Below are 23,741 nucleotides of genomic sequence, written 5' to 3' on the forward strand. Positions count from 1 at the left end.
TTACCGCGCAATGCCGGCCAGCGGCCGGCACTACAACTCAGGCTTCCGTACTGGCGGCGTCGAGTTGCGCGACATCCTGCACGCTCAGCGACACGTTCGCCGCCGCGAGCAGATCGTGCAGCTGCTCGACGCTGGTGGCGCTGACGATCGGCGCGGTGATCGACGGCCGTGCGATCTGCCACGCCAGTGCGATCTGCGCGGCACTGGCGCTGTGCTTGCTGGCCACGTCATCCAGCGCCTGCAGGATGCGCAGGCCACGCGGATTCAGATAGCGCTTCACCACGTTCTCGCCACGTGCCGGGCTCTTGGCCGCATCGGCCGGCGTGCGGTACTTGCCGCTGAGGAAGCCGCTGGCCAGGGCGTAGTAGCCGATCACGCCGATCTGTTCGCGCTGCACCAGCGGTTCCAGCTCCTTCTCGTAGCCGGCGCGGTCGTACAGGTTGTACTCGGGCTGCAGGGTTTCGTAACGCGGCAGCTTGTAGTCGGTGGATACCTTCAGCGCATCGGCCAGGCGCGTGGCGCTGTAGTTGGACGCACCGATCGCACGCACCTTGCCGGCTTCGATCAGGCGCCCGAACGCGGCCAGCGTCGCTTCCAGCGGCGTGGATTCATCGTCTTCATGGGCCTGGTACAGATCGATGACATCGGTCTGCAGGCGGCGCAGCGAATCTTCCACCGCGGCATTGATGTTGTCCGGGGTCAGGCCGGGGCGCTCGGCCCACTTGGCCACCTTGGTTGCCAGCACCACCTTGTCGCGCTTGCCGCTGCGGGCGAACCACTTGCCGATCAGCGTTTCCGATTCGCCACCGGCATTGCCCGGCACCCAGGCCGAATACACATCGGCGGTGTCGACCAGGTTGAAGCCGGCGTCGACGAAGGCATCGAGCAGGGCGAAGCTGGCCTTCTCATCGGCGCTCCAGCCGAACACGTTGCCACCGAAGGCGAGCGGACGTACATGCAGGCCGGAACGGCCCAGTTCGCGGGTTGCCGTCATGGGCACGGACTCCTTGGGGGAAGTGCTCCAGAATAAAACGCGTTGTGTGACCGTGCTGCGGCGGTGACCACAAAACAGTGTTCCGCGATACGCACGCAGCTAACGTTTTGTGAACACCTGGGACGCCGCGGCTGCTAGTCTCGCCGCATCTTCCGCTGGAGTCGCTTCGATGATGCCTGCTTCGTCCCTGCGTGGTTGCCGCCTGCTGCTTGCTTCGGCCCTGCTTGCCGCTGTTCCCGCGTTCGCCGCACCGGCCACGGTGGCACCGGCGAAGATCCAGGTCTCACCGGCCATCGATGCGGCGGTGAAGGCGTCGACCCGTGATGCCAACAACGTCAAGCGCGATGGCTTCCGTCATCCGGCGCAGACGCTGTCGTTCTTCAAGGTGACGCCGGAAAAGACCGTCATCGAGATCACCCCCGGCAACGGCTGGTACTCGGAAATCCTGGCGCCGCTGCTGCATGACAAGGGCCATTACATTGCTGCCGTGGTCGATCCAATGGCGGTTGCCGAAGGGCGCGGCCGTGACTACCAGCAGCGCAGCCGCGACAGCCTGGAAAAGAAGTACGCCGGTGCGCCGGCACAGTTCGGCAAGACCGCCGTGGTGGCCTACGATCCGGCCAAGCCGGTGTTCGGCCCGGCCAGTTCAGCCGACGTGGTGCTGACCTTCCGCAACGTGCACAACTGGCGCAAGGCCGGCCAGGCACAGGGCATGTTCCAGGGCTTCTTCAACGTGCTCAAGCCGGGCGGCGTGCTGGGCGTGGTCGAGCACCGCGCCAAGGCCGACGTGGCCGACGACGATGACACCGGCTACGTCGGCCAGCAGCAGGTGATTGCGATGGCCGAGGCCGCCGGCTTCAAGCTGGACGCGCGCAGCGAGGTCAACGCCAACCCGCGCGACACCAAGGACCACCCGAACGGCGTGTGGACGCTGCCGCCGACCAACCAGCACGACAAGGCCGATGATGCGAAGTACCAGGGGATCGGCGAAAGCGACCGCATGACCCTGCGCTTCATCAAGCCGTAAGGCGATAGCGCCGGGCTGGTGCATGTTGACTCTGTAGAGCCGAGCCCATGCTCGGCTCTACAGCCGAGTGGCGCGTCGCGCGGCGTGGGACACTATCCCACCCGCCGCCTGCCGTGCCCGCAATGCTGATCGCCTTCAACAAGCCCTTCAACGTGCTCTGCCAGTTCACCGACCGCAGCGTGCCGCCGCGGCCGACCCTGGCCGGGTTCGGCCTGCCGCCGCGCGTGTATGCCGCCGGTCGCCTGGACCATGACAGCGAGGGCCTGCTGCTGCTGACGGATAACGGCACGCTGGCGCACAAGCTGACCGACCCGAAGCACAAGGCCGACAAGACCTACTGGGTGCAGGTGGAAGGCATGCCCAGCGACGAACAGCTGCAGCAGCTGCGCGACGGCGTGGTGCTCAATGACGGGCCGACCCTGCCGGCGAAGATCGAGCGCCTCGATCCGGCGCCGTCGCTGTGGACACGCGATCCGCCGGTGCGCTTCCGCAAGACCGTGCCCGACAGCTGGTTGGCGATCACGATCCGGGAAGGCCGCAACCGCCAGGTGCGGCGGATGACCGCGGCAGTGAACCTGCCGACGCTGCGGCTGGTGCGGGTGTCGATGGGGCCGTACCGGCTGGACGACCTGCAGCCGGGGCAGTGGCGGCAGATCGGCTGAAACAGAAAGGGCCGGATACCTTCCGGTGTCCGGCCCTCATGTGGCGGACGGGGTCAGAGCCATTCCTGCGGAAGGGATCCGACCCCGGCGGGCTCAGGCGTCGCTGCCGATATCGCTGTGCTCGTCCACCACGGTGTCGTTGCGGCGGTCACGTGCGTTGATGCGCTGTGCCTGCCCATTCACCACGTGGCCATTGGTGGCCTTCTTCTTCTGCTGCTTGCGGTACAGCGCATAGCCGAGCAGGCCGACACCCACCGCGGCAGCGGCGACGGCCACTGCCGGATTGCGGCGCACGAACTTGGTCGCGGCCTTGCCGCCGGTCTTCACTGCGCCGATGGCGGCGCCGGTCTTGATCCAGTCCGCATTGCGCAGGCTGCCACCGGCGCTCTTCAGGCCATCGCCGGCGGTGTGGGCCAGCTCCAGGGCGCGCTCCAGAGCGCGGTCGGTGATTACGGTCAGCTTGCTCATGCGGGGGTCCTTTGCCTCGGGTCGAAGTCCAGTGTCGCGTGTTGCCCGTAAACGGTATGTCAGCCGGGGTGGCACGTGGTGTGACTTTACCGCAGCCATTCAGGATCAGGCAGGGTGGGGTCGGATCCCTTTCCCTTGGGAAAGGGCTCTGACCCCAACCGCCACGCCCGGGGTCAGGGCCCTTTGCGTTGCAAAGGGATCCGACCCCCGCCCTCAGGTGCCACGCGGCTTGGCCCGATGGGTGGCCGTCGCCGTCCACGGGTCATCCGGCCATGGATGCCGCGGGTAGCGGCCCTTCATTTCCTTTTTCACTTCCGCGTAGGTGTTTTCCCAGAAGTTGCGCAGGTCCTGGGTGACCTGCAGCGGGCGGCCACCGGGCGAGAGCAGGTGCAGGGTCAGCGGCACGCGGCCGTCGGCGATGCGCGGGGTGTCAGCCAGGCCGAACAGTTCCTGCAGCTTCACCGCCAGCACCGGCGGCAGCGGTTCGCCGCTCTCGCTGTCCAGCGCGTAGGTGATCGGCCGCTCCAGCCCGGAGGGCACGGAGATGCGGGTCGGTGCATGACGCCCGACCAGCTGACGCTGTGACCACTCCAGAGGCGACTTCAGCGCTTCGCCGAAGCTGGACTCGTCCAGCGCATCCAGGCGGCTCTTGCCGGCGAACGCGGGCTGCAGCCATTGCGCACGCGTGGCCAGCAGGGCGTCGTCGCTGCAGTCGGGCAGGCCGAGTTCGGGCATCCAGCGCCGCAGCGACTCCACGCGTGCCTGCCATTGGCGCAGGCCTTCGGTCCACGGCAGCGCCTGCAGGCCGAGTTCGGCCACCGCGTCGGTCAGCGCCTGTGCGGCGTGCTGCGGATCGACCCGGCCGGCCGAGCGGCTGTCCAGCACGATGCGGTCGAAACGGGTCTCGCGCAGTGCCACCAGGGCGCGACGCTCGCTGTCCCAGCGCACTACGTCCTCGGTCACGAAGCGCTCCGGCCACGCCTTGCGCAGCTGGCCCTCGTCCACCGGTGCGGCACGCAGCAGCAGCGCGTCGCGTGCCTCGAAGCGCAGTTCACTGGCTAACAGCCACGGCTCGCCACGCAGGTCGCTCAGCTCGTGCAGGCGTGCGCTGCGACCGTTGGCCAGCAGGTAGCGCAGCGGATCGCTGGGATGCTGGACACCGATGCGGTCGGGGAAGGCATGTGCGAGCAGGTCACCCAGCTCGTGCGCTTCGATGCTGGCCGGTGGTGCGGCCTCGCAGCGCAGGCGGCGACGCCACTGCTTGGCGGCGGCATCGATCGCGGCCAGGCCGCTGCGGTTGGCGTCGCCCGGTGCGCGGCCATTGCGGAATGCCGCCAGCGCACGCCAACGCGCGGCCAGCGCATCACCGCCCTGGCGCAACGGATCGCGCGCCTCCAGCAGGGCGGCCAGATCGGCGGCCAGCGCCTGTGCGCGGGCATCGGGCGCGGCCAGCAGCATCGCCGCCATCCGCGGATGCGTGCCCAGCGCCAGCACACGGCGGCCAAGTGCGGTGATCGCACCGCTGCTGGACAGCGCGCCGAGCCGCTGCAGCAGTTCGCGCGCTGCACCCATCGGGCCGGCCGGTGGCGGATCGAGGAAGCGCAGGTCGCTGCTGCCCCAGGCGGCCAGTTCCAGCGCCAGTCCGGCCAGCTCGACCTGATCGATTTCGGCGCGGCGCTGCGGCTCCAGCCGCTGCGACTGCGGCCACAGCCGCCACGCCACGCCCTCGGCGACACGGCCGGCGCGGCCCGCGCGCTGGTCGGCCGATGCCTGCGCGATGGCCACCACGTCCAGCCGGGTGAAGCCGCTGTTGGGGTCGTAGCGCGGCTCGCGTGCCTGGCCGCTGTCGATCACCACGCGCACGCCCGGCAGCGTCACCGAGGACTCGGCCACGTTGGTGGCCAGCACCACACGCCGACGACCATCACTGGCCGCCTGCAGGACCCGCGCCTGCTGCTCCACCGGAAGTTCACCGTGCAGGGCCAGCACTTCGACGCCGGCATCCAGCGATTCCTGCAGCCCGGCCTGCACCCGCGCGATCTCGCGTTGGCCGGGCAGGAACACCAGCAGGTCACCCGGGTGCTCGGCCAATGCCTGCTGCACCGCGCGGCGCACCTGCAGTTCCAGCGCCTCATCGCGGCGCGCCGGGAAATGGCTGATCGCCACCGGGTAGCTGCGGCCTTCGCTGCTCAGGCGCGGTGCATCGAGGAAGCGGGCCAGGCGCTCACCATCCAGCGTCGCCGACATCACCACCAGGCGCAGGTCATCGCGCAGCTGTGCCTGCACGTCCAACGCCAGCGCCAGGCCCAGATCGCCACTGAGGTGGCGTTCGTGGAATTCGTCGAACAGGATCGCGCCGACGGTTTCCAGCATCGGGTCGTCCTGCAGCATCCGGGTCAGGATGCCCTCGGTGACCACCTCGATGCGGGTGCGCGCGGATACCTTGTTCTCGAAGCGGATGCGGTAGCCGACCGTGCCACCGACCTCTTCGCCCAGCTGCCGCGCCATGAACAGCGCGGCGCTGCGCGCGGCGACCCGGCGCGGTTCCAGCAGGATGATCTTCCGCCCCTGCAGCCACGGTGCATCGAGCAGCGTCAGCGGCACCTGGGTGGTCTTGCCGGCGCCGGGCGGTGCCTCCAGCACCAGTCGCGGCTGCGCGGCCAGGTGCTGCTGGATCTGTGGCAGCAGCGGGGAGATAGGGAAGAGCGGGGCGTTCATGTGCAAAGGATAAGGGGCCACGGCGGGCGCAGGTACAATGCGCGGGCACTTTTCCCCCGCGATGACCATGCACCTGATCGATATCGGCGCCAACCTGACCCACGACTCCTTCGACCGTGACCGCGACGCCGTGCTGGACCGCGCACGGCAGGCCGGCGTGGTGCAGATGGTCATTACCGGCGCCAGCCGCGAGCACTCGCCGCTGGCCGTGCAGCTGGCGCAGCAGCACCCGGGCTTCCTGTATGCGACCGCCGGCGTGCACCCGCACCACGCGGTGGAATACACCGAGGAATGCGACGCCGAGATGCGCGTGCTGCATGCCCACCCGGAAGTGGTGGCAGTGGGCGAGTGCGGACTGGACTACTTCCGTGACTTCTCGCCGCGCCCGGCCCAGCACCGCGCGTTCGAGCGCCAGCTGCAGCTGGCCGCAGACAACGGCAAGCCACTGTTCCTGCACCAGCGCGACGCGCATGCCGATTTCATGGCACAGATGAATAACTTCGAAGGCCGTATCGGCCCGGCGGTGGTGCATTGCTTCACCGGCGAGCGTGACGAGCTGTTTGATTACCTGGACCAGGACTGGTACATCGGCATCACCGGCTGGCTATGCGACGAACGCCGTGGCGCGCACCTGCGCGAGCTGGTGAAGAACATTCCGGCCAACCGCCTGATGATCGAGACCGACGCGCCGTACCTGCTGCCGCGCACGCTGAAGCCGATGCCGAAGGACCGCCGCAACGAACCGATGTTCCTCTCGCACATCGTGGAAGAACTGGCGCGTGACCGTGGTGAGGACGTGGCAGTGACTGCGGCCAATGCGACTGCCGCGACGCGTACGTTCTTCCGCCTGCCCGACGCGGGTTGATCAGGTAGTGCCGGCCGCTGGCCGGCAGCAGCATGAACGCCGCTAACATCGCGCGATTGCCGGCCAGCGGCCGGCACTACCGGAGCAGGTCGCGCAGGCCCTCACGGTAGCTTGGGAAGCGCGGCTGCCACCCAAGCGCTTCACGCGTGCCACGACTGTCGATGCGCTTGTTGCTCTCGTAGAAGCGCCGCAGCGTTGGGCTCAGCACCGGGTCGTCCCATGCCACGGCAGGTGGCATCGCAAACCCGCCCAGCTGCGCGGCGAAGGCCAGTACCTGCTGCGGCGGTGCCGGCTCGTCGTCGGCCGGCAGATACAGCCCATCCACACACGGCCGCTGCATCGACGCGATAACGACCGTTGCCAGGTCATCCACGTGCAGTCGGTTGAATACCAGCCCAGGACGCACTACGTGGCGTGCGCGGCCCTGTGACAACTGCAGCAGCGAATTGCGTCCCGGCCCGTACAGGCCGGGCAGACGGAATACCGCCGAGGCGACGCCACGTTCTTCCGCAAGCGCACGCCACTGCGCTTCGGCCCGCAGGCGCTGCGCGCCGGCTGCTTCTGTGGCATCGGCTGCGCTGCGCTCGTCGACCCAGCCGCCAGCGCGGTCGTCATACACCGACGTGGATGACAGATAGCCCACCCAGCGAAGTGCCGGACTCTCCTGCAGCGCCGGTAGCAGCAGACGCAGTGCCGGGTCACCCTCGGCATCGGGCGGCACGCTGCACAGCACGGCCTCGGCCTGCGCGATCTCATCGAGCAGGGCGGGAGACGGTGGCGTGTCAGCTCGCAGCTGATGGCACGGCAGGCCATCGTGCGGTGACGACGCCGGGTCGCGCACCGTGCCGGCCACGTGCACGCCCAACGCCCGCAGATGCGTAGCCAGCACGCACCCGCTCCAGCCCATGCCGAGGATCAGCACCCGCGAGGGCAGCTCGCTGGCCTGCAACGTCTGGCTCACGCGCCGCGCAGTGCCTGGTAGGCCTGCAGGCTGCTGTAGGCGACCTGCAGCAGTAGGCCTTCCTGGTCGGCCTTGCGCGCGCGCGCCAGCATGTCGCCGACGATCTGTTCTGCCTCCACCTGCTGGCCGGCTTCCAGATCGCGCAGCATCGAAGCCTTCAGTGCCGAGCCGGCCTGGGTCAGGGTGCCGCGTGCGGTGTCCTGCGCGGCATCAGGAATCGGTTCACCGGCAGCCTCGGCCACGGCCAGGCACTCGTCGTACAGGCCACGCACGAGCGCCTCGCCATCATCGGTGGCGACGATGGTGCCGATATCCGCGCGCAGCAGGCAGGTCGAGGCGGCCAGCGCGGTCAGGAAGGTGTACTTGATCCACTGTTCCTGGCCGATGTGCTCGCTGGCCAGGTGATCGAGGTTGGCCTGCGCGCAGGCGGCGGCGAAGGCACGCATGCGTTCTGAGATGGCACCGCCGTCGCGCTCGCCGAAGGTGAGCTTGGCCGGCTTGCCCAGGTGCAGCACGGCGCCGTCGGGGGCCTTGGTGGCACTGATGAAGCACAGACCACCGAGCACAGCGTCGCGGCCGAAGCGCAGGTCCAGCGCGTTGTAGTGATGCAGGCCGTTGAGGACCGGCAGCACGGTGGTGTTCGCGCCCACGGCCGGAGCGATGGCGTCGATCGAGCTGTCGAGGTCGTAGGCCTTGCAGCTGAGGATGACCAGGTCGAACGGCTTCTGCGCGGCCAATGCGGGTAGCGCATCGGCGGTGACGTGCTGCACCGGGAAGCTGGCATCGCCGAGCGGGCTGCGGATGACCAGACCATCGCGGTCCAGCTGGGCGGCGCGTGCGGGGCGCACGAGGAAGGTCACGTCTACGCCGGCCTGGGCCAGGCGACCACCGAAGTAACCGCCGGTACCGCCGGCGCCGAGGATCAGGATGCGCATTGCACGTTCACCGTTTTCTGGGGAATCAGACCTGCGATTGTGCCGGAGATTGCGGCCAACGGCGGAGCCCCTCGTGGTGGTTCGCGGAATGCACTGTTCACTGGGGTTGGCCGGGCGGGTAGGCCGCGCAGGGGACGCTGCAAGTACATCCATGTAAGCTCGGTCGCCGCATCCATGCGGCTCACGCCCCTGCGCAACCTACCCGCCCGGCCACGGACATGTTCCGGGTGCGGCTACCACGGAAGACAGATCAAGAGCGGAAGCGGGTCGCTCGCTGCGCTCGCTCGTGTAGAGCGGTGCTCAGGGTAGTTGTTCGCTGAAGTCTTCGGTGTAGCCCAATAGCAGTGTGGTGCGGTTGGCCAGCGTTTCAGCCAGTTGTGACCACGTGTCGTGCGTTCCGGCCGCGTAGACGCGCTGCAGGTCCGCGACCAACGCGCCCGCCTCTGCAGACGACGGTGCGCGGTCGCGCTGGAAACCGAGCCACGATGCGCCGAGTCCGAACAGGCGGTAGTCGTAGCGCTCCTGCAGATGCCGGATCAGGGCGTGGTTCTGGAAGAGGTCCCAGTCCGCGCTGAAGTAACCGTTGGGCAGGGCGGCAATCAGCAGGTCGTCACTGGCTACGGGTACCTGCTGCACGCAGACCACGTCATCGATGATGAGATCCGGCTTCGCATTGGCAGCGACCAGCGCCTCGATGTCCTCGTCGCTGCACATCAACGTACCCGCCAGCGCTGTCCACTGCAGCCGATGCGTGGAATGCTCGAGCTGCGCGACGACGTGCGCCAGCAACCGCTCGCGTGCCGCCAACGCATCTTCCGGCGTCGCCGGGTCTTCGTCCTCGTACAGCGCGATGCGCTCGTCGTCGGACGCGTGCATGCTGGTGTAGCGGCACTGGCCGACATCGTCGAGCGTGCAGAGATAACGAAGGCGGGGATCAGCCGTCTGCAGCGAGGCCAGGCAACCCAGCACCTCATCCAGCGTAGGCGAATCGCTCAGCAGGACGTGGCTGAACGCATCGATCGGACCATCCGACACGGCCTTGTCCAACGGAATGGAAGTGATCTTCATCGCCACAGCCTAGCCGTATTCCGAAACGAAAATAGCCAAGCATCGGCTTGGCTCTACAGGGAACGCTTCATCCACGCATGGCATGTATCCATCGTGTCGACCAAGGTCGACACCTACCAACAGCGACCGGAAACTGTCAGGGGTGGGGCGGTGTGGGGGTGCAGGACCGTTGGCGCCATGGATGGCGCCATCGAGCCCCCACGGACGGGTTTACGGCGTGTCCTGCACCCTCACACCGCCCCGCCCAACTCGTGATGCTTCCGCCTTGGCTGTTGCTGTTGCCGGCCAGCGGCCGGCACTACCACTGCAGGTGCAGGGCCGCAGGCCCTGCAGGCACCCCTCAGCTGCGCATGCCCACGCCGCGACGCAGCAGCCACAGCGCCAGCGCCGTCAGCGCCACCACGAAGCCGAGCATCAACCCGTAGGCCACCGGCAGCGGCACGTCACTGCTGCCCAGCAGGCCATAGCGGAATGCATTGACCATGTAGAAGATCGGGTTCGCGTGCGTGGCCGCTTCCGCCCAGCCCGGCAGCAGCTTCACCGAATAGAACACGCCACCCAGGTAGGTCAGCGGGGTCAGGATGAAGGTCGGCACGATCGCCACGTCATCGAACTTCTTCGCATACACCGCGTTGATGAAACCGGCCAGCGAGAAGATCGTCGCACCCAGGATCACCGTGGTCAGCATCACCAGCGGGTGCGGAATGCGCACCGGGGTGAAGAACATCGCGATGATCAGCACGATCACGCCCACCATCAGGCCGCGCAGCACCGCACCGGCCACGTAGCCCCACAGGATCACCCAGTTCGGCATCGGGCTGACCAGCAGCTCTTCCACGTGACGGCCGAACTTGGCTCCGAAGAATGAGGAACTGATGTTGCCGTAGCTGTTCTGGATCACGCTCATCATCACCAGGCCCGGCACGATGAACTGCATGTAGGTGTAGCCGCCCATGTCCCCCACGCGCGACCCGATCAGGTTGCCGAAGATCAGGAAGTACAGGGTCATGGTGATCGCCGGCGGCACCAGGGTCTGGCCCCAGATGCGCATGATGCGGGCGACTTCGCGGCGCACGATGGTCATCAGTGCGATGCGGTTGCGCTGGCCGTCGGTCAGCTCGGTGGTGCTCATGCAGGCTTCTCCAGGTTGCCGGTGAGGCGCACGAACAGCTCCTCCAGGCGGTTGCTCTTGGTACGCATCGATCGCACGCGGATACCGGACTCGTTGAGCGTGGCAAACACGCGGTTGAGGTCCATTGCGCGCGGCATGTCGATGTCCAGCGTGTGCGGGTCCGGTGCGGTCAGCGTCGCGCCCTCGATCACCGGCAGCTGCGCCGGCAGGTCACCGTCGATGTCCAGCAGGAAGCCTTCCACGTCCAGCTTGGCCAGCAGGGTGCGCATCGGCCCCTGCTCGACGATCTGGCCATGGTTGATGATCGCCAGGTGGCGGCACAGGTACTCGGCTTCTTCCAGGTAGTGCGTGGTGAGGATGATCGTGGTGCCGGCGGCGTTGATCTCCTTCAGCACGCGCCACATGTCGCGGCGGATCTCGATGTCCACGCCGGCGGTCGGCTCGTCCAGGATCAGCAGGCGCGGGCGGGTCATCATCGCGCGGGCGATCATCAGCCGGCGCTTCATGCCGCCGGACAGCGTACGGCTCATCACCTGTGCCTTTTCCCACAGGTGCGCCCGCTTCAGTTCCTCTTCGGCACGCTGCTCGGCTTCCTCGCGCGGCACGCCATAGAAACCGGCGTAGTTCACCAGGATGTCGAAGGGCTTTTCGAACAGGTTGAAGTTGATCTCCTGCGGCACCAGCCCGATCAGGCGCATGGTGGCGCTGCGGTTGCGCACCAGGTCGCTGCCGAACACTTCCACCTGGCCCTCGCTGAGGTTGACCAGGGAGCTGATGATGCCGATCAGGGTGGACTTGCCGGCACCGTTGGGGCCGAGCAGGGCGAAGAAGTCGCCCGGGGCCACTTCCAGGGAAACCCCCTTGAGGGCCTGGGTGCCGTTGTCATAGGTCTTGCGTAGGTCGCGCACGCGCAGGGCGGGCGCCGTATCGTTCTGGGATGCCAAGCTCGAAGCCTTCGCGCCCATGGGCTGGCGCTGGAGAGGGGCGGGGAGGGGCTATTATAGAAGACCCCGAGGGCTTGCCCCGGCTACACACTGTCCCGAAAAGTCGTGCCTGTTCAATTCCCCCTCAAGCTGGTCGGCTGCCGCATGCTGGCCCCGACCGTCGGCCACTACCAGTTCGTGCGTGACGATGGGCAGCCGCTGGATTTCCAGCCCGGTCAGTTCATCCAGGTCCATTTCAGCTACGCCGACGGCACCGAAACCAAGCGCAGCTACTCGCTGGCGACCATCCACGACCACGCGCTGGGCCCGGGCGAGGCGGTGGATATCGCGGTCAGTTTCGTCCCCGGTGGCGCCGCCACGGCCCTGTTCGAGGCGCTGGAGCAGGGCGGCCAGATCAGTGCGTCCGGCCCCTATGGCCGGTTCTGCCTGAATCCCGGTGACCACAATGCCCGCTACCTGCTGATCGCCACCGGCACCGGCGTTACCCCGTACCGCTCGATGCTGCCGCTGCTGGAAAAGGCCATGGCCGAGCGCGGCGTGCAGATCGTGCTGCTGCAGGGCGCGCGCAGCAAGGGTGAGCTGCTGTACAGCGAAGATTTCTACAGCTTCGCCGAAAAGCACCCGAACTTCCGTTATGTTCCATGCCTGTCGCGCGAACTGCCGGCCGATCCGCATCCAGACGTGCAGCACGGCTACGTGCAGCAGGCGCTGGCCGGCTTCACCCCGGACCCGGCCACCGACATCGCCTACCTGTGCGGCAACCCGGACATGGTCGACGCCTGTGCCGAACTGCTGAAGGGCGCGGGGCTGGGCAACCCGCAGATCCGCCGCGAGAAGTACGTCAGCAGCAAGTAAGCCAGGGTAATGCCGGCCGCTGGCCGGCAACCCCATGACGCCTTGAAATGCCCACCGGAGGCGGCATCACGCCGCCCCCGGTGTCCTGTCTCAGTACGCGATCCAGGCGTCGCGCCAGGCGAAACCGGTGCCCGGACGATAGGCATCGGCATTGATGTTGCACCAGGCGCCTTCCGGGAACGGGCGGCAGGCATACAGCTTGCCGTCGGTGCCCTTCACCACGGTCTCGCCCGGCGTGTAGCTGCCGAGGCCGGCCGGGTAGACGAAGTCGAAGTCGCCGCCCGGCGGATCGACCGGATCGATCGGGCCCGGACCCGGTACCTGGGTTTCCAGCTGGAAGCGGTTGCCCGGCTTCAGGTACACGCGGTTGTCGGTGGCCGAGGCGACCGGCGTGATCACGCCGTTCTTCATCACACCCACGCGCGCATGCTGTGCGCTGGCGTTGACCTTGCGGGCCAGGGCCAGCGGCCACTGTGTCGGGCTGGTCTGGCCAGCGGCCAGCTGGGTTTCCACACGCTCCAGGTCGTTGCCGTTGGCATTGAACACGCGCAGGGTCACGGTGCTGTCCACGTCCAGTGCGCCGTTGGCGGTCACCGCGCCGGCATCCTGCCACTGCGGCGGCGGAACCACGCCACCGCCACCTTCGAAGCGCACGTCCATGCAGGTGTAGAACGCCTCCTGCGAATCCGAGCGCTGCCAGGTGTTGTAGATGATGTGCTGGCCACTGCGCTTGGGCAGCGGGCAGTCCAGCTTGTAGACACCGCCTTCGGACAGCGGCACGTTGCCCAGGGTGCAGAATTCCTGCAGGTCGGCCCAGCGCAGCGGGCTGCCCGGTTGCCAGCCGTCACGGGTGACATAGAACTTCCACTCGCGGGTGGCGTGCGGTGCCGGTGCCTTGAACTCGAAGGTGTAGCGGCCACGCGAATCGGCGCGCACCGGCGTGGTCGGCCAGTCGCTGCGATTCAGATCGAGGCCGCGGTACTTGGGGATGCTGGCGCTGCACAGTTCGCCATCACGCACCAGGTCGCGGTGGTTGCCATTGGCGTTGCCGTGGGCGATTGCACTCCAGTCATAGAACGGCTGCGCGCCGCCGATGGCCTTGGCCGCGGCACAGGCCGGGTTGGTCGGGTTTTCCGGATTGCCTTCGTGGCACTGCTTCACGCGGCTGAGCGGCTTGGACATGGTGCCGTGGGCGAGGGCGCTGCCGGACAGGGCCAGGCCGGCAACGACGGACAGAGCGAGGACTGCCCGGTGGGACAGGTGCATGCAGGAACTCCTTTGCGAAGTGTGGGAAACCTCGCGCAGTCTTCACATGCAGGGCCGTCGGCAACATCGGACAAGTTTGAAATCGATGAAGGCGGTGATCGATCTGCAACACGGTGCTCACTGTGCCGCACTCCAGGCAGAAGGCGGCGCACTGTGCACCGCCTCCCGCATCACTGCCTCAGTACGCGATCCACGCATCACGCCAAGCCGCGCCGGCACCCGGCCGATAGGCTTCGGCGTTGACGTTGCACCATGCACCTTCCGGGAACGGGCGGCAGGCATACAGCTTGCCGTCGCCGCCCTTCACCACGGTCTGGCCCGGCACGTAGCTGCCGATACCGGCGGGATACACGTGGTCGAAATCACCGCCCGGTGATGGCGTGCCGGGGTCGGGCACCTGGGTATCGAGCTGGAAGCGGTTGCCATCCTTCAGGTACACGCGGTTGGCGGTGGCCGAGGCCGTCGGTGTGATCACGCCGTTGTTGAGCACGCCCACGCGTGCGTGCTGGGCGCTGGCATTGACCTTGCGGGCCAGCGCCAACGGCCACTGTGCGGCCGCGGTCTGGCCACTGGCGAGGGTCGCTTCCACGCGTTCGACATCATTGCCGTTGGCGTTGAACACGCGCAACGCCAGGGTGGTGCCGACCGGTAGCTCGCCGCGCGCGGTGACCGGGCCGGCATCCTGCCACTGCGCTGCGGGCGGGGTGCTGCCACCGCCTCCTTCAAAGCGCACGTCCATGCAGGTGTAGAACGCCTCGGTCGAATCCGAGCGCTGCCAGGTGTTGTAGATCACATGCTGGCCGCTGCGCTGTGGCAGCGTGCATTGCAGCTTGTAGGTGCCATCGGCCGACAGCGGCGTGTTGCCCAGCGTGCAGAACTCCTGCAGGTCGGCCCAGCGCAGCGGGCTGCCCGGTTGCCAGCCGTCGCGGGTGACGAAGAAGCGCCAGTCGCGCGTGGCGTGCGGTGCGGTCGCCTTGAACACGAAGGTGAACTTGCCGTTGGCGTCTGGCTGGATCGGTGTGGTCTGCCAGTCGCTGCGGTTTACATCCAGCCCGCGGAAGGTCGGGTTGTTGCCGCTGCACAGCTTGCCGTCGGGCACCACGGCCTGGTGGTTGCCGTTGGCATTGGCCTGGTTGATGCCATTCCAGTCGTAGAACGCCTGCGAACCGCCCACCGCTTTCGCGGCGGCGCAGGCCGGGTTGGTCGGGTTCTCCGGATTGCCCTGGAAACAGGCATAGACGCGGCTGACCGGTGTGGTCATGGTGCCGTGGGCGAATGCGTTGCCGGCCAGGCACAGGCCCGCAGCGGCGAACGAGGTGGCCAGCAACAGCGGTGTGGATCGGAATGACATGGCGCTTCCTTGTGGTCGTCGAAAGAGAACGGTGACCGCAGGAGCTGCGCTGCACGGCGGACTTTCGGCGGCACCACGGCGAGTATCGAGTCGCGATGCAGGCTGAGGAACCACCGAAGCGCCGATCCGTGACTGGGGGTGTGAAGCCCTTCCCGCAGGCTTCACGTGGGGCTGAACGGATGCGTTGGCGGTCACGGGATCGGCGTGGCATCGATCACGTCGTGGAGATCCTGCTACGTCGGCGCCATACCCACTCGATCTGCCTGGCACGAGAAGCAGCCGTGGGCCGCGTTGTGCAGCTGCACGAAGGCCACGGCAGGGTCGGCAAACAGCGTGTCCAGCCGGGCAGCAACATCAGTGCCCGCGCTGATCTCTGCGGCCAGCATCAATGCAGCCTGGTCATAGGCGCGCAACGAGATCGCACGGCGCTGTACATAGGCGGGTACCTCACCCGGCGGCAGCACGCATCGGGTCACGCCGCGCTGCACGAAAATCGGACCGGAGGCGTGATACGGGGAATGCAGGGGCAGGTGCACATGGGACAGCAGGAGCAGCTCGCTGCCGCTGGGTGGGTCGCTCAGACTGATCCGGCAGGGATGGCCGCCATTTTCGCCGGCCCAGCGACGCTGGATGCCCAGCGCGGCGAGTTCGCGCTCGCTTTTCTCGAACAGGTGCTGGAAGGGACGGTGGTCCAGGCCACCGAGGTACCACGCATGCATGAGCGTCTCCTTTGGTTTCCCGCGGAGTCTGCGTGGGCATCGGCGGCGATGCTCGCCGTTTTCCGACCTCGCATCACGCCGGGCCGGACAACGCCGTGGCGACTGCACCACAAGGCGCTAAGATGCGCGCGCCGCCCCGGCCGACGAGCGCCGCATGTCCCTGGATTTCCCCACCATCACCGTGCTTGGCTTCCTGCTCTGCATCGGCATCGCCGTGGGGTTCTCGCTGCTGCTGGTCGTGCTGCGCGGGCAACCGGTGCTGCGCCAGTGGACCATCAGCCTGTGGCTGCTGACCCTGGGCGTGACCCTGCTGGCACTGCGGCCCTATCTGCCGCTGGCCCCGGCCGTGCTGGCCGGCAACGCGGCGATGGCCGGTTGTGGCCTGATGATGCTGCGCGGGGTGGCACTGCACCTGGAGCAGCCGCTGCCGCTGTGGCGGCCGCTGCTGATCGCGGCGGCGTTCATGGCCTGCATCTTCGCGTTCCTGGTGCTCTGGCCGAACCTGCACCTGCGCCTGCAGGTGTTCAGTGTGTTCGCGCTGATCGTCGATGGCTGGATCGCCTGGTTGCTGCTGCGCCATGCGCCGGTGCAGCAGCGCACCAGCTGCCGATTGGCGGCGGCGGTGTTCCTGGCCGAAGCCGCGCTGTATGCCGTGCGTCTGTTGCTGCCGGTGGCACCGGATGCAGACGAGGACATCATGCGCACCGGATCGCCGATGTTCGCCACCTACATCGCCGGGGTAATGCTGGAACTGGCGCGATGTTTCGCGATGGTGCTGCTGCTGGTCGAGCGCATGCTGGTCGATCTGCGGCATGCCGCGCGCACCGATGGCCTGACCGGCCTGCTCAACCGCAGCGCGGTGCTGGCCGATGGCCAGGTGCAGTTGCAGCGGTCGCGCCGGCAGGGCCGTCCGCTGGCCCTGCTGCTGGTCGATGTCGACCACTTCAAGCAGATCAACGACCGCTGGGGCCACCTGGCCGGTGACCAGGTACTGCGTCACTTCGCTGCGCTGCTGCAGCATGGTTTGCAGGGCCACGACGCGCTGCTGGGCCGCTACGGTGGCGAGGAGTTCGTGCTGGTGCTGGCCGGCAGCACACAGGGTGAAGCGATGGCGTGGGCCGCCGCGATCCGTACCGCTCTGCAGCAGAAGCCGGCGCGGCTGGGCACCGGGCCGGTGACGGTCACCGCCAGCATCGGCCTGGCCATGGACGACGGCCATGGCGACCTGTCCACGCTGCTGGCAGCGGCGGATGCGGCGCTGTACCGGGCCAAGGCCGCAGGCCGCGACCGCCTGGCCTGCGCCACGCCGGCGGAGATTTCGCGTCTGCCCATCGCCGACGACGCCGTGCCCGTGTAAGTTGAGTCACATCTTCCGCGGCAGCCCGTCGTGGTTGCCAGGAACGTCCTCCAGGGGAAACGAGCACGATGCAAAGACACCACCTCGCGTTGGCCGCAGCGTTGGCCAGCCTGATGCTTGCCGGTTGCAGCCAGTCACCGTCACCCGGCGCCGAAAGCGCCAGTGATGCACCCAGCCGCCGTTTCGGCACGATCGACTTCCAGCCCTGCACGCTGTCCACCGAAGGCGCCAGCGCCAACGTGGAAGCGCAGTGCGCCACCCTGCAGGTGCCGGAAGACCGGGCCCAGCCCGATGGCCGACGCATTGGCCTGCGCATCGCCTGGCTGGAATCGGGCAGCAGCGGCTCCAGCCAGCCCGATCCGGTGTTCTTCCTGGCCGGTGGCCCCGGCCAGGCGGCCAGCGAAGTGGCGGTCATCGTCGATACCGCGCTGCGCCAGGTACGCAAGCAGCGCGACATCTTCCTTGTCGACCAGCGGGGTACCGGCGACTCCAACCCGCTCAGCTGCCTCGGCGCGGACGGCAAGGACCTGCAGATGGACGAGGACGCCGCTCCCACCGAGGCGTCGCTGCGCGACTACGCGCGGCGCTGCGCGGCCTCGCTGCAGGGGCGTGCCGATGCCCGCTTCTACACGACCACCGAAGCCATCGCCGACCTGGATGCGGTACGCCAGGCCTTGGGCGTGGACCGGATCAACCTGGTCGGCGGCTCCTACGGTACCCGCGTGGCCCAGCGCTATGCCGGTGCCTATCCGCAGCACACCCGCAGCATCGTCATCGATGGCGTAGTGCCCAATGAACTGGTGGTGGGCGGCGACTTCGCCACGACGTTCGAGGATGCGATCGCCCTGCAGTCGGCGCAGTGCCGCAAGGATGCCGCCTGCAGCAAACGCTTCCCGACCGACACCCGCGCGCAGCTGCGCAGCGTGGTGGAGACCCTGCGCCGTGCGCCGGTCTCGGTCGAGTACCGCGACCCCGGCACCTACGACATCCGGAAAGACGTACTGACCCCGGACAGCGTGGTCGGCCTGGCGTTCGCGTTTTCCTACGTGCCGCAGTATTCCTCGCTGCTGCCGCTGGTCCTCGATGAGGCCGCACAGGGTCGCTATGCACCGCTGGCATCGCTGGCACGCGGCGCGAACCGCAGCATGGATTTCCAGATCAACCGAGGCATGCAGTGGTCGGTGATCTGCAGCGAGGATGCGCCGCGTTACAAGGCGCCGGCCGAGGACCCGGAGCGACTGTTCGGCAACGACGTGGCCAGTGCCTTCTTCGCGGCCTGCCCGGTATGGCCGCACCAGCCGGCGCCAGCGGCCAATGCCGTGCCGCTGCGCAGCGACGTACCGGCGCTGCTGCTGTCCGGTGAACTCGACCCGGTGACGCCACCACGCTATGCCGAACAGGTCCTCAAGGGCCTGCCGAATGGCCGCGCGCTGGTCGCCCGCGGCCAGGGCCACGGCACGCTGAGTGCCGGCTGCATGCCGCGCCTGCTCGGCCAGTTCATCGACAAGACCGATGCCAAGGCGCTGGATGCCGGCTGCCTGGACACGCTGAGCTACGTGCCGGCGTTCACCTCGTTCAACGGATGGGAACCATGATCGTCACCGACAACCTGCACAAGGCTTTCGACACCCGCACCGGCCGCATCCAGGCGGTCTCCAACGTCGGCTTCCGCGCCGAGGACGGCCGCATCACCGGCCTGCTGGGCCCCAATGGTGCCGGCAAGACCACCACCATGCGCATGCTGTACACGCTGATGACCCCGGACCAGGGCAGCATCAGCGTCGATGGTGTCGATGCCGCACGCAACCCTGTGGAAGTACGCCGCCACCTTGGCGTGTTGCCCGATGCGCGTGGCGTCTACAAGCGCCTGACCGCGCGCGAGAACATCGCCTACTTCGGCGAGCTGCATGGCCTGACAGCCGAGCGCATCCGCGAACGCATCGAGGTGCTGTCACATGCACTCGACATGGGCGATATCCTCGACCGCCAGACCGATGGTTTCTCGCAGGGCCAGCGCACCAAGACCGCCATCGCCCGCGCGCTGGTGCACGACCCGCGCAACGTGATTCTCGACGAACCGACCAACGGCCTGGACGTGATGACCACACGCGCACTGCGCCGCTTCCTGCTGGGCCTGCGCGAAGAGGGCCGCTGCGTGATCCTGTCCAGCCACATCATGCAGGAGGTGGCCGCGCTGTGCGATCACATCGTGATCATCGCCAAGGGTACGGTGATGGCCGCCGGCAGCGCCGATGAACTGCGTGCGCAGGCCGGCGAATCCAACCTGGAAGACGCGTTCGTGAAACTGATCGGCAGCGAAGAGGGCCTGCACGCATGAGCATGATGTCGACCCTGATGACGGTGATGCGCAAGGAGCTGCGCGATCTTTCCCGTGATCGCCGCACGCTGCTGCTGACCCTGCTGTTCGGTCCGCTGCTGTACCCGGTGCTGCTGCTGGGCATGGGCAAGCTGGCCGAGAGCCGGGTACGCACCCAGATCGAACAGCCGCTGCAGATTCCGACCATCGGTGCGGAGAACGCCCCCAACCTGGTGCGCTTCCTCGCCGCGCAGGGGCTGAATACCGCGCCGGCACCGAAGGACCTGGCCGAGGCCATCCGCAGCCAGGAGATCGACGTGGCGCTGCGCATCAGCGAGGACTTCGGCAAGGACTGGGCCGATGGCAAGCCGGCGCTGGTGGAGGTGATCAAGGACAGTACCCGCCGTGCCGCTGAAGTGCCCAGTGCGCGTCTGGAGGCGGCGCTGGCGACCTACAACGGCCAAGTGGGCGCGCTGCGATTGATGGCGCGTGGCATCGACGCGCAGGTGGCGCGGCCGCTGGACGTGGCACGCCAGGACCTGGCCAGTGCCGAAGCCAAGCGCGGCATGATCCTGTCGATGCTGCTGCCGGTGCTGCTCACGCTGACCTCGTTCATCGGCGGCGCCTATCTGGTGATGGATGCCACCGCCGGCGAGCGCGAGCGGCAGTCACTGGAACCGCTGCTGGCCACGCCCGGCTCGCGCAGCGCGATCGTCAGCGGCAAGATCGCGGCTGCCTGCGTGGTCGGGTTCGTATCGCTGCTGCTGACCCTGGTGGCGTTCAAGGTGAGCGCACAGATCGCGCCCGGCAACATCGGCCGCCAGTTCAACATGAACGTCGCCTCGATGCTGCAGATGCTGCTGGTGATGCTGCCGATGCTGATGATCGGCACCTCGCTGCTGACCTTCCTGTCGGCGGCGGCCAAGAGCATGAAGGAAGCGCAGAGCCACATGACCTGGCTGATGCTGCTGCCGATGATGCCCGGCTACGCGCTGGTGGCCTATCCGCTGAAGAGCGAGCTGTGGCAGTACGCCGTGCCGTTCCTGTCGCAGAACCAGATGCTGTTGAAGGTGATCCGCCACGAGACCATCACGCCGTCGGTCTGGGCCATCTATCTCGGTGCCAGCCTCGGCCTGGCCGCACTGCTGTGGTTCGCCGCCGTGCGCCGTTACCACAACGAGCGTCTGGCGATCTCCGGCTGACCGCCACTGGTAGCGCCGGGCCATGCCCGGCGGATTTGAAACGAGGCCCGGTCATTCCGGGCCTCGTTGTTTTCAGGATTGCGTTGCCTGCCAAGCGGCGAAGCGTTGGGCGATCACCGGTGCCAATCGATCAAAGTTTTCCCAGGTATCGGCGACGTGGTACAGCGACGGGACCTCGGCCCCCAGCTGTTCCTCATAGTCTTCGAGATACTGGCCATTTTCGAGGTCGTAGTACGCAGCAGTGAACGCGTTGGCTTCATCACTGATCAGGTCATCGACGAATTTGCCGTCGCTGCATTGAAGCAGGAGCAGGCCTGGCGTCGTACTACGTTCCCGCAGCGCCTGCAGGTCTTCTTCTGCGTCCTCGGCGAGCTCTTCGCTTGCCATGCCCTGTAACAGCAGCCATGCCAGGTACATGCCGATGTGAGTGGCACCGGCCTCAGCCGGAAGATCCGAAGGGAAGTCACCCCCGGAATGCCAGCTGGCGTCGTCGTACTTCATCGGTTCTCCTCCTGAGTTTGGAAAGTAGCTTAGGTCGCGAGGGTAGACAGCGGGAGCGTTGAATGCGTCATCCGCCGGCATACCGCGCAGGCGTCACCCTCATCTCGCGCTTGAACACGGCGATGAAGGCACTGGGTGTGTCGTAGCCCATCGACAGCGCGACGCTGATCACCGGCTCGCCGGACAGCAGGCGTGGCAGTGCCAGCAGCACCCGCAGGCGTTGCCGCCACTGGCTCAGCGTCATCTGGGTCTCGGCCAGCCAGTGGCGGGCGAGACTGCGGCTGGACAGACCGGTGCGGGTGGCCCAGTCCTCGATGCTGCGGTTGTCGTGCGGTGCGCGCGCCAGTGCGGCGGCAATCTTCTGCAGTCGCCGGTCACGCGGTTGCGGCAGGGCAAGCGGCAGAGGCGTGCTGGCGGCAATCTCATCGGCGATCACTCCTGCCAGCCGCGTCTGTGCGGCATCCAGTGCCGCGTGTGGCCATTGCAGTGCGCGCATGACGCTCGCCTGCAGCAACGCATCGGCCTGGAAGATGCGAGGGGTCGCTGGCAGATCGGCACAGGCGGGCGCACTGAAGTACAGGCTCCAGCCATCGAACGCACTGGTGCTGGCCAGTGCATGGGGCAGCAAGGGTGGAATCCAGGCGACATGCCCCGCCGGCAGCAGCCAGTGCAGATCGCCCACTTCGATCCGCAGCAGGCCCTGGTGTGCACCCAGCAGCTGGCCACGGGCGTGCTGATGACGGGCTGTCCGTCGCGGACGGCGCAGGCGTAGCTGGGCTGCCAGCAGCGCCGGTCCGTCGCTGGCATTGGCCAGTGCCGGGTCGATCAATACGATGGATGTCTGATCTGCCATATCGATTGGCAGTTATACGGCAGAAACGTCGCGTCCGGGCTCCGACACTGGAGCCCACTTCAACGGAGCGCATCCCCATGCAGCCACAGGACATTCTTCCCGACCATCAGAACGACGTGCAGGTAAATGGCCTCACCGTGCGCAAGGGCAGCGTCGGTGCCTTCCTGGCCAGCGTCCGTGCCTGGCAGGATCCCGCCAGCGATGATGCCACCCGCGCCACTGCCGAAGCCGACCTGCGTGCGTTGCTGCCCGGCCTGCATGCGCTGGGCCTGTTCCAGGTGTTGGCCGCGCGCGATCCGGCCCTGCAGCGCCTGATTGATGGCGCGGCCTGAAACGGACAAGGCCCGGACGGACCGGGCCTTGGCGTCATGGAGGTGGCAGAAACGACTTAATCCCCTCCGTCCCCTTTTTTGCGGTCAGCCGCCCGGTGCGAATACCAGCGTGCGGCGGGTGGTGACCGGTGCGCTGACCGGCTCGAAGCGCCAGCGCTTGACCGCGTTCATCGCTTCACGATCGAAGATGCGTGACGGTGTCGCGCGCAGCACGCGAGCGTTGACTACCGAGCCGTCAGTGCCGACGGTGATTTCCACCAGCACTTCGCCGGAGGTGCCGGCACGCAGCGCTTCGGCCGGATAACGCGGCGCCGGCGTGCTGACCGGTCGCAGGGTCGGCGCGGCGGTGGCGGCAGCCTGGCGCGCGGCGCTGGCCTGCTGCGCGGCGGCCTGCTGCTGCTTCTGCTCGGCCTCGCGGCGGGCAGCGGCCTGGCGCTCGGCTTCCTGACGCTCGTTGTCGCGGCGCGCGGCGTCCTGTTGCGCGGCAATCTGCTTGGCCGCATCGGCCTCCTTGGCACGCTGTTCGGCCAGGCGCTGCTGCTCGGTCTGCTGCTTGCTGCGGTCCTCGGCGTCCTTCTTCGCCTTCTCTGCCTCTGCTTCGGTGCGCTTGGCGGCGTTCTGCACGCCCTTGGCCAGGCCTTCCTTCAGGCGCGGCAGGGCCGGCGCGGACGCATCCACCTTCTCGATCAGCGCCACCAGGCGCTGCGCTTCGGTGTAGTCCTCGCGGCCCAGGTGCTGTTCGGCGGCGATCAGGGTGTAGGGCAGCAGGTCGGTCAGCGCGCTCTTCACCGAGGCGTCGTCCGGGGTCTTGTCGCGCAGGGCGAGGTAGTACTCGATGGCGTTGTCGCCGGCCGGCGCGTACATGCGGTTCTCGCGCAGCGCCTGGCTGGCCGATTCACGCAGCTGCTCGGTGCCCATCGACTGCACCTTGGCGGCGACCACCGGTGCGGCCGGTGCGGCGGCGGGTGCACTGGCAGGTGCGGGTGCCGGGGTTTCTTCCTTGCCCGAGCAGGCGGCCAGTGCCAGTGCCAGGGCAACCGGCAGCCACCGGCGCGCGGCGGTGATCGTTGAGACGTGCGACATCCTGCTCCCCTCTAGAAGACGACGTGACGTAAATCATTGATATGCATGGCCGGGACCAGCGGTCCGGGCGCGGCAGGGTGACGTTTCCCGACGCCACCGCCGGCAACGGCGAGGGAGCAATCTAGCATCCC

General features: G+C 67.5%; 23 protein-coding genes. 9 read left to right on the forward strand and 14 right to left on the reverse strand.

The genetic code is table 11. The annotated features are described in order from the left end of the window. Positions 1-37 precede the first annotated feature (37 nt). Positions 38-994 (reverse strand): aldo/keto reductase, encoded by a 957-nt coding sequence (locus VPH47_RS00640; RefSeq protein WP_032129150.1) that lies wholly within the window; start codon positions 992-994, stop codon positions 38-40. A 169-nt stretch (positions 995-1,163) separates the two neighbouring features. Here VPH47_RS00640 and VPH47_RS00645 point away from each other — a divergent pair, with 169 nt between their 5' ends. Continuing rightward, entirely contained in the window at positions 1,164-2,021 is an 858-nt protein-coding gene (locus VPH47_RS00645) for a class I SAM-dependent methyltransferase (RefSeq protein ID WP_153854796.1), read from the forward strand. 122 nt (positions 2,022-2,143) lie between these two features. Continuing rightward, positions 2,144-2,683 carry a pseudouridine synthase gene (locus tag VPH47_RS00650; RefSeq protein ID WP_049447048.1) on the forward strand — a complete coding sequence of 180 codons (540 nt, stop codon included), beginning with the start codon at positions 2,144-2,146 and terminating at the stop codon, positions 2,681-2,683. Between the two features lie 93 nt (positions 2,684-2,776). Here the strand turns inward: VPH47_RS00650 and VPH47_RS00655 are convergent, their stop codons facing one another. Next, the gene (locus tag VPH47_RS00655) at positions 2,777-3,151 is read right to left on the reverse strand and encodes a hypothetical protein (RefSeq protein WP_110714091.1); all 375 of its coding nucleotides are present in this window, start codon (positions 3,149-3,151) and stop codon (positions 2,777-2,779) included. Positions 3,152-3,364: 213 nt separating this feature from the next. Further along, positions 3,365-5,869, reverse strand: a complete 2,505-nt coding sequence (gene hrpB, locus VPH47_RS00660; RefSeq protein WP_368849892.1) for an ATP-dependent helicase HrpB — start codon at positions 5,867-5,869, stop codon at positions 3,365-3,367. 67 nt (positions 5,870-5,936) lie between these two features. On the opposite strand from hrpB, the gene VPH47_RS00665 reads away from it, so the two are divergent. Continuing rightward, a complete protein-coding gene (locus VPH47_RS00665) occupies positions 5,937-6,734 on the forward strand; it encodes a TatD family hydrolase (protein ID WP_368849893.1) in 798 nt (265 codons plus the stop codon). Positions 6,735-6,810: 76 nt separating this feature from the next. On the opposite strand, the gene VPH47_RS00670 is transcribed toward VPH47_RS00665, so the two are convergent. The 5 genes from VPH47_RS00670 to VPH47_RS00690 form a co-directional block, all read right to left on the reverse strand. Continuing rightward, positions 6,811-7,695 (reverse strand): epimerase, encoded by an 885-nt coding sequence (locus tag VPH47_RS00670; RefSeq protein WP_368849894.1) that lies wholly within the window; start codon positions 7,693-7,695, stop codon positions 6,811-6,813. After that, entirely contained in the window at positions 7,692-8,630 is a 939-nt protein-coding gene (gene panE, locus VPH47_RS00675) for a 2-dehydropantoate 2-reductase (RefSeq protein ID WP_368849895.1), read from the reverse strand. Before panE ends, VPH47_RS00670 begins: the two co-directional genes overlap by 4 nt. A gap of 300 nt (positions 8,631-8,930) precedes the next feature. Further along, positions 8,931-9,698 (reverse strand): hypothetical protein, encoded by a 768-nt coding sequence (locus VPH47_RS00680; RefSeq protein ID WP_368849896.1) that lies wholly within the window; start codon positions 9,696-9,698, stop codon positions 8,931-8,933. A 340-nt stretch (positions 9,699-10,038) separates the two neighbouring features. Continuing rightward, the gene (locus VPH47_RS00685; RefSeq protein ID WP_088027914.1) at positions 10,039-10,830 is read right to left on the reverse strand and encodes an ABC transporter permease; all 792 of its coding nucleotides are present in this window, start codon (positions 10,828-10,830) and stop codon (positions 10,039-10,041) included. Continuing rightward, positions 10,827-11,795, reverse strand: coding sequence for an ABC transporter ATP-binding protein (locus tag VPH47_RS00690; protein ID WP_049400895.1), 969 nt, complete (start codon positions 11,793-11,795; stop codon positions 10,827-10,829). Before VPH47_RS00690 ends, VPH47_RS00685 begins: the two co-directional genes overlap by 4 nt. Positions 11,796-11,879: 84 nt before the next feature. Between VPH47_RS00690 and VPH47_RS00695 the strand changes: the two genes are divergently transcribed. After that, entirely contained in the window at positions 11,880-12,629 is a 750-nt protein-coding gene (locus VPH47_RS00695) for a ferredoxin--NADP reductase (protein ID WP_368849897.1), read from the forward strand. Between the two features lie 90 nt (positions 12,630-12,719). Here VPH47_RS00695 and VPH47_RS00700 read toward each other — a convergent pair whose 3' ends face one another. The 3 genes from VPH47_RS00700 to VPH47_RS00710 form a co-directional block, all read right to left on the reverse strand. Then, positions 12,720-13,895, reverse strand: a complete 1,176-nt coding sequence (locus tag VPH47_RS00700) for a lytic polysaccharide monooxygenase (protein ID WP_180847837.1) — start codon at positions 13,893-13,895, stop codon at positions 12,720-12,722. A gap of 178 nt (positions 13,896-14,073) precedes the next feature. Then, positions 14,074-15,246, reverse strand: a complete 1,173-nt coding sequence (locus VPH47_RS00705) for a lytic polysaccharide monooxygenase (protein WP_110714082.1) — start codon at positions 15,244-15,246, stop codon at positions 14,074-14,076. Between the two features lie 233 nt (positions 15,247-15,479). Then, positions 15,480-15,965, reverse strand: coding sequence for a DUF1203 domain-containing protein (locus VPH47_RS00710; RefSeq protein ID WP_368849898.1), 486 nt, complete (start codon positions 15,963-15,965; stop codon positions 15,480-15,482). Between the two features lie 154 nt (positions 15,966-16,119). Between VPH47_RS00710 and VPH47_RS00715 the strand changes: the two genes are divergently transcribed. From VPH47_RS00715 to VPH47_RS00730, 4 genes are all read left to right on the forward strand, one after another. Beyond that, positions 16,120-17,322 carry a GGDEF domain-containing protein gene (locus tag VPH47_RS00715; protein ID WP_368849899.1) on the forward strand — a complete coding sequence of 401 codons (1,203 nt, stop codon included), beginning with the start codon at positions 16,120-16,122 and terminating at the stop codon, positions 17,320-17,322. Positions 17,323-17,390: 68 nt separating this feature from the next. Further along, complete coding sequence (locus VPH47_RS00720) at positions 17,391-18,917, forward strand: alpha/beta fold hydrolase (protein WP_368849900.1); 1,527 nt, start codon at positions 17,391-17,393, stop codon at positions 18,915-18,917. After that, positions 18,914-19,660, forward strand: coding sequence for an ATP-binding cassette domain-containing protein (locus tag VPH47_RS00725; RefSeq protein ID WP_368849901.1), 747 nt, complete (start codon positions 18,914-18,916; stop codon positions 19,658-19,660). Before VPH47_RS00720 ends, VPH47_RS00725 begins: the two co-directional genes overlap by 4 nt. Then, the gene (locus VPH47_RS00730; protein WP_197611809.1) at positions 19,657-20,841 is read left to right on the forward strand and encodes an ABC transporter permease; all 1,185 of its coding nucleotides are present in this window, start codon (positions 19,657-19,659) and stop codon (positions 20,839-20,841) included. The genes VPH47_RS00725 and VPH47_RS00730 overlap by 4 nt, the downstream gene beginning before the upstream one ends. Before the next feature lie 72 nt (positions 20,842-20,913). Here VPH47_RS00730 and VPH47_RS00735 read toward each other — a convergent pair whose 3' ends face one another. Continuing rightward, positions 20,914-21,342: a hypothetical protein gene (locus VPH47_RS00735; protein WP_032129133.1), complete on the reverse strand. Its 429-nt coding sequence runs from the start codon at positions 21,340-21,342 to the stop codon at positions 20,914-20,916. Between the two features lie 67 nt (positions 21,343-21,409). Continuing rightward, on the reverse strand, positions 21,410-22,195 hold the full coding sequence (locus VPH47_RS00740; protein ID WP_110714077.1) for a helix-turn-helix domain-containing protein: 786 nt from the start codon (positions 22,193-22,195) through the stop codon (positions 21,410-21,412). Between the two features lie 77 nt (positions 22,196-22,272). Here VPH47_RS00740 and VPH47_RS00745 point away from each other — a divergent pair, with 77 nt between their 5' ends. Continuing rightward, positions 22,273-22,527, forward strand: coding sequence for a hypothetical protein (locus tag VPH47_RS00745; protein ID WP_110714076.1), 255 nt, complete (start codon positions 22,273-22,275; stop codon positions 22,525-22,527). Between the two features lie 84 nt (positions 22,528-22,611). On the opposite strand, the gene VPH47_RS00750 is transcribed toward VPH47_RS00745, so the two are convergent. Next, positions 22,612-23,610, reverse strand: coding sequence for an energy transducer TonB (locus tag VPH47_RS00750; RefSeq protein ID WP_110714075.1), 999 nt, complete (start codon positions 23,608-23,610; stop codon positions 22,612-22,614). Positions 23,611-23,741: the final 131 nt, after the last annotated feature.

Origin of the sequence: Stenotrophomonas sp. WED208 (genome assembly GCF_040984485.1) — a bacterium.
Classification (GTDB): domain Bacteria; phylum Pseudomonadota; class Gammaproteobacteria; order Xanthomonadales; family Xanthomonadaceae; genus Stenotrophomonas; species Stenotrophomonas riyadhensis.

Excerpts from the sequence above, each read along its gene's own strand:
- VPH47_RS00640 (WP_032129150.1), bottom strand. The coding sequence starts at position 994 with ATGACGGCAACCCGCGAACTGGGCCGTTCCGGCCTGCATGTACGTCCG.
- VPH47_RS00645 (WP_153854796.1), top strand. The coding sequence starts at position 1,164 with ATGATGCCTGCTTCGTCCCTGCGTGGTTGCCGCCTGCTGCTTGCTTCG.
- VPH47_RS00650 (WP_049447048.1), top strand. The coding sequence starts at position 2,144 with ATGCTGATCGCCTTCAACAAGCCCTTCAACGTGCTCTGCCAGTTCACC.
- VPH47_RS00655 (WP_110714091.1), bottom strand. The coding sequence starts at position 3,151 with ATGAGCAAGCTGACCGTAATCACCGACCGCGCTCTGGAGCGCGCCCTG.
- hrpB (WP_368849892.1), bottom strand. The coding sequence starts at position 5,869 with ATGAACGCCCCGCTCTTCCCTATCTCCCCGCTGCTGCCACAGATCCAG.
- VPH47_RS00665 (WP_368849893.1), top strand. The coding sequence starts at position 5,937 with ATGCACCTGATCGATATCGGCGCCAACCTGACCCACGACTCCTTCGAC.
- panE (WP_368849895.1), bottom strand. The coding sequence starts at position 8,630 with ATGCGCATCCTGATCCTCGGCGCCGGCGGTACCGGCGGTTACTTCGGT.
- VPH47_RS00680 (WP_368849896.1), bottom strand. The coding sequence starts at position 9,698 with ATGAAGATCACTTCCATTCCGTTGGACAAGGCCGTGTCGGATGGTCCG.
- VPH47_RS00685 (WP_088027914.1), bottom strand. The coding sequence starts at position 10,830 with ATGAGCACCACCGAGCTGACCGACGGCCAGCGCAACCGCATCGCACTG.
- VPH47_RS00690 (WP_049400895.1), bottom strand. The coding sequence starts at position 11,795 with ATGGGCGCGAAGGCTTCGAGCTTGGCATCCCAGAACGATACGGCGCCC.
- VPH47_RS00700 (WP_180847837.1), bottom strand. The coding sequence starts at position 13,895 with ATGCACCTGTCCCACCGGGCAGTCCTCGCTCTGTCCGTCGTTGCCGGC.
- VPH47_RS00705 (WP_110714082.1), bottom strand. The coding sequence starts at position 15,246 with ATGTCATTCCGATCCACACCGCTGTTGCTGGCCACCTCGTTCGCCGCT.
- VPH47_RS00710 (WP_368849898.1), bottom strand. The coding sequence starts at position 15,965 with ATGCATGCGTGGTACCTCGGTGGCCTGGACCACCGTCCCTTCCAGCAC.
- VPH47_RS00715 (WP_368849899.1), top strand. The coding sequence starts at position 16,120 with ATGTCCCTGGATTTCCCCACCATCACCGTGCTTGGCTTCCTGCTCTGC.
- VPH47_RS00720 (WP_368849900.1), top strand. The coding sequence starts at position 17,391 with ATGCAAAGACACCACCTCGCGTTGGCCGCAGCGTTGGCCAGCCTGATG.
- VPH47_RS00725 (WP_368849901.1), top strand. The coding sequence starts at position 18,914 with ATGATCGTCACCGACAACCTGCACAAGGCTTTCGACACCCGCACCGGC.
- VPH47_RS00730 (WP_197611809.1), top strand. The coding sequence starts at position 19,657 with ATGAGCATGATGTCGACCCTGATGACGGTGATGCGCAAGGAGCTGCGC.
- VPH47_RS00735 (WP_032129133.1), bottom strand. The coding sequence starts at position 21,342 with ATGAAGTACGACGACGCCAGCTGGCATTCCGGGGGTGACTTCCCTTCG.
- VPH47_RS00740 (WP_110714077.1), bottom strand. The coding sequence starts at position 22,195 with ATGGCAGATCAGACATCCATCGTATTGATCGACCCGGCACTGGCCAAT.
- VPH47_RS00745 (WP_110714076.1), top strand. The coding sequence starts at position 22,273 with ATGCAGCCACAGGACATTCTTCCCGACCATCAGAACGACGTGCAGGTA.
- VPH47_RS00750 (WP_110714075.1), bottom strand. The coding sequence starts at position 23,610 with ATGTCGCACGTCTCAACGATCACCGCCGCGCGCCGGTGGCTGCCGGTT.